7 protein-coding genes and 1 pseudogene are annotated in these 7,454 nt (G+C 73.6%); 1 reads left to right on the plus strand and 7 read right to left on the minus strand.

Features of this window, described 5'->3' with window-relative positions; all coding sequences use genetic code 11:
• The 6 genes from FGF04_RS29380 to rsmI all read right to left on the minus strand — a co-directional run.
• The coding region (locus FGF04_RS29380; protein WP_456340033.1) for a GHMP family kinase ATP-binding protein at positions 1-409 on the minus strand (409 nt) is incomplete at its 3' end.
• Positions 406-1,266, minus strand: coding sequence for a 16S rRNA (adenine(1518)-N(6)/adenine(1519)-N(6))-dimethyltransferase RsmA (gene rsmA / locus FGF04_RS29385; RefSeq protein ID WP_149514316.1), 861 nt, complete (start codon positions 1,264-1,266; stop codon positions 406-408). The genes FGF04_RS29380 and rsmA, both read right to left, overlap by 4 nt.
• A 144-nt stretch (positions 1,267-1,410) precedes the next feature.
• On the minus strand, positions 1,411-2,820 hold the full coding sequence (locus FGF04_RS29390) for a ubiquitin-like domain-containing protein (protein ID WP_328596416.1): 1,410 nt from the start codon (positions 2,818-2,820) through the stop codon (positions 1,411-1,413).
• 132 nt (positions 2,821-2,952) lie between these two features.
• Positions 2,953-3,822, minus strand: a complete 870-nt coding sequence (locus tag FGF04_RS29395) for a TatD family hydrolase (RefSeq protein WP_149514318.1) — start codon at positions 3,820-3,822, stop codon at positions 2,953-2,955.
• Between the two features lie 47 nt (positions 3,823-3,869).
• Positions 3,870-4,376, minus strand: coding sequence for a hypothetical protein (locus tag FGF04_RS29400; protein WP_235882551.1), 507 nt, complete (start codon positions 4,374-4,376; stop codon positions 3,870-3,872).
• Positions 4,377-4,650: 274 nt separating this feature from the next.
• Positions 4,651-5,505 carry a 16S rRNA (cytidine(1402)-2'-O)-methyltransferase gene (rsmI, locus tag FGF04_RS29405; RefSeq protein WP_149514319.1) on the minus strand — a complete coding sequence of 285 codons (855 nt, stop codon included), beginning with the start codon at positions 5,503-5,505 and terminating at the stop codon, positions 4,651-4,653.
• 62 nt (positions 5,506-5,567) lie between these two features.
• Here rsmI and FGF04_RS29410 point away from each other — a divergent pair, with 62 nt between their 5' ends.
• Positions 5,568-7,310, plus strand: coding sequence for a dolichyl-phosphate-mannose--protein mannosyltransferase (locus tag FGF04_RS29410; RefSeq protein WP_149514320.1), 1,743 nt, complete (start codon positions 5,568-5,570; stop codon positions 7,308-7,310).
• Here the strand turns inward: FGF04_RS29410 and FGF04_RS41350 are convergent.
• Positions 7,191-7,454, minus strand: a pseudogene (locus FGF04_RS41350) (hypothetical protein); the annotation flags it as partial. The gene FGF04_RS29410 and the pseudogene FGF04_RS41350 overlap by 120 nt on opposite strands.

Here is a 7,454-nt window from a genome sequence, read left to right on the forward strand (position 1 = left end):
CCAGGAGTTCCTCGCGCGGAGCCCGCGTACCCCAGAGGGCGTCGGCGGCGACCAGCGCGCCCGCCCCGTCGGCGGAGCCGCCCGCCATGCCCCCGGCGACGGGGATGTCCTTGGCGATGTGGACGTGGACGTCGGCCCGCCGCCCGTACCTCTCGGCGAGCTTCTCCACGGCCCTGGCCGCCAGGTTCGTACGGTCCAGGGGCACCCGGGCCGCGTCGGGCCCCTCGCAGGTCACCCGCAGGGAGTCGGCCGGGGCCACCGTCACCTCGTCGTACAGCCCGACCGCGAGGAAGACGTTGGCGAGGTCGTGGAACCCGTCGGGCCGCGCGCCGCCCACCGCGAGCTGCACGTTGACCTTGGCGGGAACCCGTACCGTCACGCTTCCCTGCGTGCTCGCGACCCGGCTCACTGCTTGTTCTCCGCGATCCGTGCGAACTCCTCCACCGTCAGGGACTCGCCGCGCGCCTGCGGCGAGACGCCCGCGGCGACCAGCGCGGCCTCGGCGGCCGGCGCCGAACCGGCCCAGCCGGCCAGCGCGGCCCGCAGGGTCTTGCGGCGCTGCGCGAAGGCGGCGTCCACGACGGCGAACACCTCGCTCTGTGCGGCGGTCGTCCGCACCGGCTCCGTACGGCGGACCAGCGAGACGAGCCCGCTGTCGACGTTCGGCGCGGGCCAGAAGACGTTGCGGCCGATCGAGCCGGCCCGCTTGACCTCGGCGTGCCAGTTCGCCTTCACGGAGGGCACGCCGTAGACCTTCGAGCCGGGCGGCGCGGCCAGCCGGTCGGCGACCTCCGCCTGCACCATCACGAGCGTGCGCTCGATGGTGGGGAAGGTGTCGAGCATGTGCAGCAGCACCGGGACGGCGACGTTGTAGGGGAGGTTCGCGACGAGGGCCGTCGGCGCGGGACCCGGCAGGTCGGTCACCCGCATGGCGTCCTCGTGGACGAGCGAGAAGCGCTCGGCGCGCTCCGGCATCCGGGCGGCGATCGTGGCGGGCAGCGCGCCCGCGAGGGCGTCGTCGATCTCGACGGCGACGACGCGATCGGCCGCCTCCAGGAGGCCGAGGGTCAGCGACCCGAGGCCCGGTCCGACCTCGACGACCACGTCGTCGGACCGGACGTCGGCGGTCCGGACGATGCGCCGCACGGTGTTGGCGTCGATGACGAAGTTCTGACCGCGCTGCTTGGTGGGCCGCACGCCGAGCACGTCCGCGAGCTCGCGGACGTCGGCGGGACCCAGGAGGGCGTCGGAGGTGGGGCTGGTCACGCCCCAAGGGTACGGGGGCTCTCATCCCCTCAGGAGCAGGGGCGCAGCCTGGCTCCTGAGGGGCGCGGGGCTGCGACATTTGCGGCTCCGCCGCGGGGCGCGACCAGCCCCCACCGGACCCGCGGACGAACCCCGCAGGGAATCTCACCCCTGAAGCCGACTTCCACAGTGCGGCCACGGACTGGCCCCCCGCCGCACATAAAGCCTCTTCGCCCGGAAAGTCTGCTCCGCCGCGGACGCCTCCTGCGGCCGCCCCGACCCCCCGAGGCTCTGCCACGTCCGCGTGTCGAACTGGTACAGCCCGCCGTACGTCCCGGAAGGGTCCACCGCCGCCGGCCGCCCGCCGGACTCGCAGTGGGCGAGCCCCTGCCAGTTCAGGTGGTCCGCCCCCCGCACGGACATCGGCAGCGGCTTCGTCCCCACCTTCACCACCTGCGTACGCGGCTCGCGCACCACCTCGTCCCGCAGCCGCCGCGGCTTCTGCCGCACCCCGTTGACGGTCCGCAGGGCGTACGTGACGCGCCGCAGCCCCGGCTCCCCGGCCCGCTCCACGACCTCGGTGCCCCGGAACAGCCCGGGATCCGGCGTCCGGCGCACCTCGAAGGCGATCGACTCCTCGCGGACCTCCTTGGTGCCGGTGATCCGCATGACGGTCACAGTCTGCCCGTCGCGCGGGAAGCTCCCGGCCGGCACGGACAGGGCGTCCTGCCCGCGCAGGGTGATCCCGGCCTCCTCCACGGTCTCGCCGGCGGTCGCCGCGTTCGTGCGGATCGTCCGCGCCCGCCCGTCCGCCATGACCGTCACGGCCCGTTCGGTACGGACGTCCAGCGCGAGTCCCGCCCGTCCGATCGGCCGGCCGCGCGGCACCGACAGGTACGCCCCCTCCGCGCGCACCCCGAACTCGCGCAGCGCCTCCTCCACGGTCCGCGCCGTCGTCCACACGGTGCTGCGCTGCCCGTCGAGGGTGAGCCGCACAGGCCGCCCGTACCGCACGGCGACCTCCTCGCCGCTGTCCAGGGCGGTGCCGGGGGTTGGGGACACCACGTCGTGGGCGCCCACCCGGACCCCTTCGTCGGCGAGCAGTTCGCCCACGTCGTCCGCGAAGGTGTGCAGGGTGCGCGGCCTGCCGTCGACGGTCAGCTCGACCGCCTTGTCGTCGGCGACGAAGGCGGAGGTACCGCCCGCGAGGAAGGCCACGACCAGTGCCTGCGGCAGCAGCTTGCGCACGTCGGGGCGCTCCGCGGTCCGGCGCCGCCGCGCGGCCCGCCGCGCCTCGGCCCGCCCGCCGGGCACGGACGGGCCGGCGAAGGGGTCGGCGGACGGGTCGGTTGACGGGTCCGCGGGCGACGGCATATCGGCGGTCGGCGCGAGGGGCACGGCCTGCCGCGGGAGCGTCGCCGCGTCGGACGGCCAGGACGCGTGGGCGTACGCGGGCAGGTACGTGTCCGGGTAACCGTACGTGTCCGGGGAGCCGTACGCGTACGGCTCCGGGTAGGGGTGATCCGGGTGAGCGGGATGGCCCGGGCCATACGTCTCGTACTGCGAACTGCTCACGACGGCACGCTCCAGGAGGCCGGTGGACGGCCAGAACCTAGCGGAGCGTCCGTCACTCTCCAAAGCGCCACGGCCACGCTGCGTGTCCGGGCGTCCCCGGCCGGGGTCCGGGAGCGCGCCGCCCGTTATGCGTCAGTAATCGAACGCGCGGGCCGTGTTCGCCGAGAGGGCCGTCGCCAGCGCGTCCTCGTCCAGGCCGCGTACGGCGGCCATGGCGCGGACCGTGACCGGAATGAGATACGGGGCGTTGGGCCGTCCGCGGTACGGCACCGGCGTCAGGAACGGCGCGTCGGTCTCGACGAGGACGAGTTCGAGCGGCGCCACGGCCAGGGCGTCCCGCAGCGGCTGCGCGTTCTTGAAGGTCATGTTGCCGGCGAACGACATGTAGTAGCCGGCGCGGGCGCAGACCTCCGCCATCGCCGCGTCCCCGGAGTAGCAGTGGAAGACGGTCCGCTCGGGCGCGCCCTCCTCCTTCAGGATGCGCAGCACGTCCGCGTGGGCGTCCCGGTCGTGGATGACCAGCGTCTTCCCGTGCCGCTTGGCGATCTCGATGTGGGCGCGGAAGGACCGCTCCTGGGCGTCCTTGCCCTCGGGGCCGGTGCGGAAGTGGTCGAGTCCGGTCTCGCCGACGCCCTTGACCTGGGGCAGGGCGGCGAGCCGGTCGATCTCGGCCAGCGCCTCGTCCAGCGCGCCGTCGCCACCGGCCTGCCGGGCTCCCTGCCGGGACCATCCGTCGGGGTCACCGTGCACGATGCGCGGGGCCTCGTTCGGGTGGAGTGCGACGGTGGCGTGGACGGCGTCGTGCGCGGCGGCCGTCTCGGCGGCCCAGCGCGAGCCCGCGAGGTCGCAGCCCACCTGCACGACCGTCGTCACGCCGACCGACGCGGCCTTGGCGAGACCCTCCTCGACCGTGCCGGTCTGCATGTCGAGGTGGGTGTGCGAGTCGGCCACCGGAACCCGCAGGGGTTCCGGTGGCGGCGGGGCTTCGGCGTGGGAAGGCATGCCCCGATCCTACGGAGAGGGCCGGGGCGGGCCGGAACGCCCCGGTCTCAGACCGCCTTGCGGTGGTGGAACGGGTGCAGCAGGTCGGACAGGTGCCAGTGGTGGCGGACCTTCGGCGCCGCCGGCTGTGCCGCGCCGGGCGCTTCGGCGGGCGCGGTGGCCGGAGTGGCTGGGGTGGTCGCAGCGGCTGGGGCGGACGGGGTGGCCGTCGCGCGCTTCATCGGCGGTACGGACAGCGTGCGGCGCATCGGGCCCTGCGCCGAGGAGACCTGGCCGGCCCGCATGATGCGCAGGAGGTGGCCGTCGCAGTTCACGCAGCTGGGCCGGCTCAGTGGCGACGGCACGACCAGGCCGTCGGCCACGTACGTCACGAACTCCGCTCCCTCGGCGTCGAAGTGGTGCTCTATCTCGTACGACTGCTCCCAGCCGTGCCCGCAGCGCATGCAGGCGAAGGAATACGACTCGTGGACGGTGCCGGCGGCGGTACCGGTGGCCGTGATGCGGGGTGCGGGTGCGCCGGTGGTCCGACCGGGCTGCCCTGCGATCTCACTCATGCCAGCTCCTTCTGTCCGCTGGACGAGGACGTGTGTGTGTCCTCCTCCAGTGGACGCCCGCGCCGACGCGAGCGCACCCCTCCTGTCGAGTGTTGGAGCCGTCTTGGCCGTTCCTTGTCGGACGGCGCCGGATACCCGGTCCGGGCTTTGCTTTTCCGAAGCGTCCTTTGCCCGTCCATGGGCCCGTGCGCTCCCCCGTGAAAGCGTGCGCCCCCTCTACGCGCCTGCTCAGGAGCCTGCACGGCGCCCTGCTCGGGGGGCCGTGCGGCGTCGCTCAGGGAGCCGTGCGGGCGGCGTTCTTGGCCGCGACGACCGCGTCGAAGACCTCGCGCTTGGGCACCCCCGCGTCGGCGGCGACCGCGGCGATCGCCTCCTTGCGCCGCTCCCCCGCCTCCTCGCGCACCCGCACCCTGCGCACCAGCTCTTCGGCGTCGAGCACCTCGGTCTTCTCCGGGGCGCCCTCGACCACGACGGTGATCTCCCCGCGTACGCCCTCGGCGGCCCAGGCGGCCAGCTCCCCGAGCGGCCCGCGTTTGACCTCCTCGTACGTCTTGGTCAGTTCGCGGCAGACGGCGGCGCGCCGCTCCGTCCCGAACACCTCGGCCATCGCGGCGAGCGTGTCGTCGAGCCGGTGCGGCGCCTCGAAGTACACGAGCGTGCGCCGCTCGGCCGCGACCTCCCGCAGCCGCGACAGCCGCTCGCCGGCCTTGCGCGGCAGGAACCCCTCGAAGCAGAACCGGTCGACGGGCAGCCCGGACAGCGCGAGCGCGGTGAGCACGGCGGAGGGCCCCGGCACGGCTGTGACCTTGATGTCCTTCTCCACGGCGGCGGCGACCAGCCGGTAGCCGGGGTCGGACACGGACGGCATCCCGGCGTCCGTCACGAGCAGCACGCGCGCGCCGCCGGCCAGCGCCTCGACCAGTTCGGGGGTGCGCGCCGACTCGTTGCCCTCGAAGTAGGAGACGACCCGTCCGGTGGGCTGGACGTCCAGCGCCTGGGTCAGCCGCCGCAGCCTGCGGGTGTCCTCGGCGGCGATGACGTCGGCCCCCGCCAGCTCCGCCGCCAGCCGGGGCGGTGCGTCCGCGATGTCCCCGATGGGCGTTCCTGCGAGTACGAGGGTTCCTGTCACGGTTCCATCCTCGCAGGGGCGGCCCGCGGGACTCACACAGACCTGTTCCCTACGATGGCGCGGTGACAAGTACCGCGTCCTCCACGGACACCCGGCAGGGACAGGGCGTCGAAGAGCAGCGGCCGTCGTGGCAGCAGCGGCTGCGCAGGTTCGGCTACACGGCCGGGCCGAGAGACGACGTCCGCGACCGCCTCGTGCCCGCGTACACCGAGCCCGGCCCGCGTCTGTGGGCCGCGGTCGGACTCCGCCAGGAGGCCGCCGAACGCCTCGTCCGCCGGTCGGCGTGGGGCGGCCCGCTGCTCATCACGCTGCTGGCGGGCCTGATGCGGTTCTGGAACCTGGGCAGCCCGAAGGCGGTGATATTCGACGAGACGTACTACGCCAAGGACGCCTGGGCGCTCATCCACCGCGGATACGAGGTCAACTGGGCCAAGAACGCCAACGACCTGATCCTGCAGAACGGCGGGAACGTCAAGATCCCGACGGACGCCGCCTACGTCGTGCACCCGCCGGTCGGCAAGTACGTCATCGGGCTCGGCGAGTGGCTGTTCGGGTTCACGCCGTTCGGCTGGCGGTTCATGACGGCGCTGCTCGGCACGCTGTCGGTGCTGATGCTGTGCCGCATCGGCCGCCGCCTGTTCCGCTCGACGTTCCTCGGATGCCTGGCGGGCGCGCTGATGGCCGTGGACGGCCTGCACTTCGTGATGAGCCGCACCGCGCTGCTCGACCAGGTGCTGATGTTCTTCGTGCTCGCGGCCTTCGGCTGCCTGCTCATCGACCGCGACAAGGCCAGGGAACGGCTGGCCGCGGCCCTCCCGGTGGACGCGGACGGGATCGTGCGCCCGGACGCGCACGTCGCCGCGACGGCCCGGCTGGGCCTGCGCCCCTGGCGCCTGGCGGCCGGCCTGATGCTGGGCCTGGCCATCGGCACCAAGTGGAACGGCCTGTACGTGCTGGTCGCGTTCGGCCTGATGACGGTCCTGTGGGACGTCGGCGCACGCCGTGTCGCGGGCGCCCGCCGCCCCCACCTGGCGGTCCTGAGGCACGACGTCGGCTGGGCGTTCCTGTCCACGGTCCCGGTGGCGGTGGTCACGTACCTCCTCTCGTGGACGGGCTGGTTCCTGTCGGGCACCGACGGCAAGGGCGGCTACTACCGCGACTGGGCCACGGCGGACGGCCGCACCAGCGACTGGTCCTGGCTGTTCCCGGACTGGTGGCGCAGCCTGTGGCACTACGAGACGCAGGTGTACGACTTCCACGTCGGCCTGCACTCGCCGCACACGTACCAGTCGAACCCGTGGAGCTGGATCGTCACGGGCCGCCCGGTCTCGTACTTCTACGAGTCGCCGCTGCCCGGCAAGGACGGCTGCCCGACGGACGCGGGCGAGAAGTGCGCCCGCGAGGTCCTGGCCCTCGGCACCCCGCTCCTGTGGTGGGCGGCGGCCTTCGCGGTCCTGTACGTCCTGTGGCGCTGGCTCTTCCGCCGGGACTGGCGGGCGGGCGCGATCGCCTGCGGCATCGCGGCGGGCTACCTCCCGTGGTTCCTCTACCAGGAACGCACGATCTTCTTCTTCTACGCGGTCGTCTTCCTCCCCTTCCTGTGCCTGGCGGTGGCGATGACGGTCGGCGCGATCCTGGGCCCGCCCGGCTCCACGGAACGCCGCCGGGTCGTCGGCGCGGCGGCCTCAGGAGTCCTGATCCTCCTGATCGCATGGAACTTCATCTACTTCTGGCCGATCTACACGGGCCAGGCGATCCCCATCGACTCCTGGCGCTCCCGGATGTGGCTGGACACCTGGGTCTAATCCGTCGCGCAGGACCCTGCGGACCGCGTCGCGGAGCCAGCGTTGGGCGCCGTCGGCCGCGTGGCGGGGGTGCCAGGCCATGCCGATGGTCAGCGGGGGCAGGGGCAGCGGGACGTCGAGGAGGCGCAGGCCGAGGGTCTCGGC

Origin of the sequence: Streptomyces apricus, from assembly GCF_008369065.1 — a bacterium.
Classification (GTDB): domain Bacteria; phylum Actinomycetota; class Actinomycetes; order Streptomycetales; family Streptomycetaceae; genus Streptomyces; species Streptomyces apricus.

What these genes read in the sequence shown, in the direction of transcription:
- FGF04_RS29395 (WP_149514318.1), bottom strand. Translation starts at nt 3,822, where the DNA reads ATGCCTTCCCACGCCGAAGCCCCGCCGCCACCGGAACCCCTGCGGGTT.
- FGF04_RS29400 (WP_235882551.1), bottom strand. Translation starts at nt 4,376, where the DNA reads ATGAGTGAGATCGCAGGGCAGCCCGGTCGGACCACCGGCGCACCCGCA.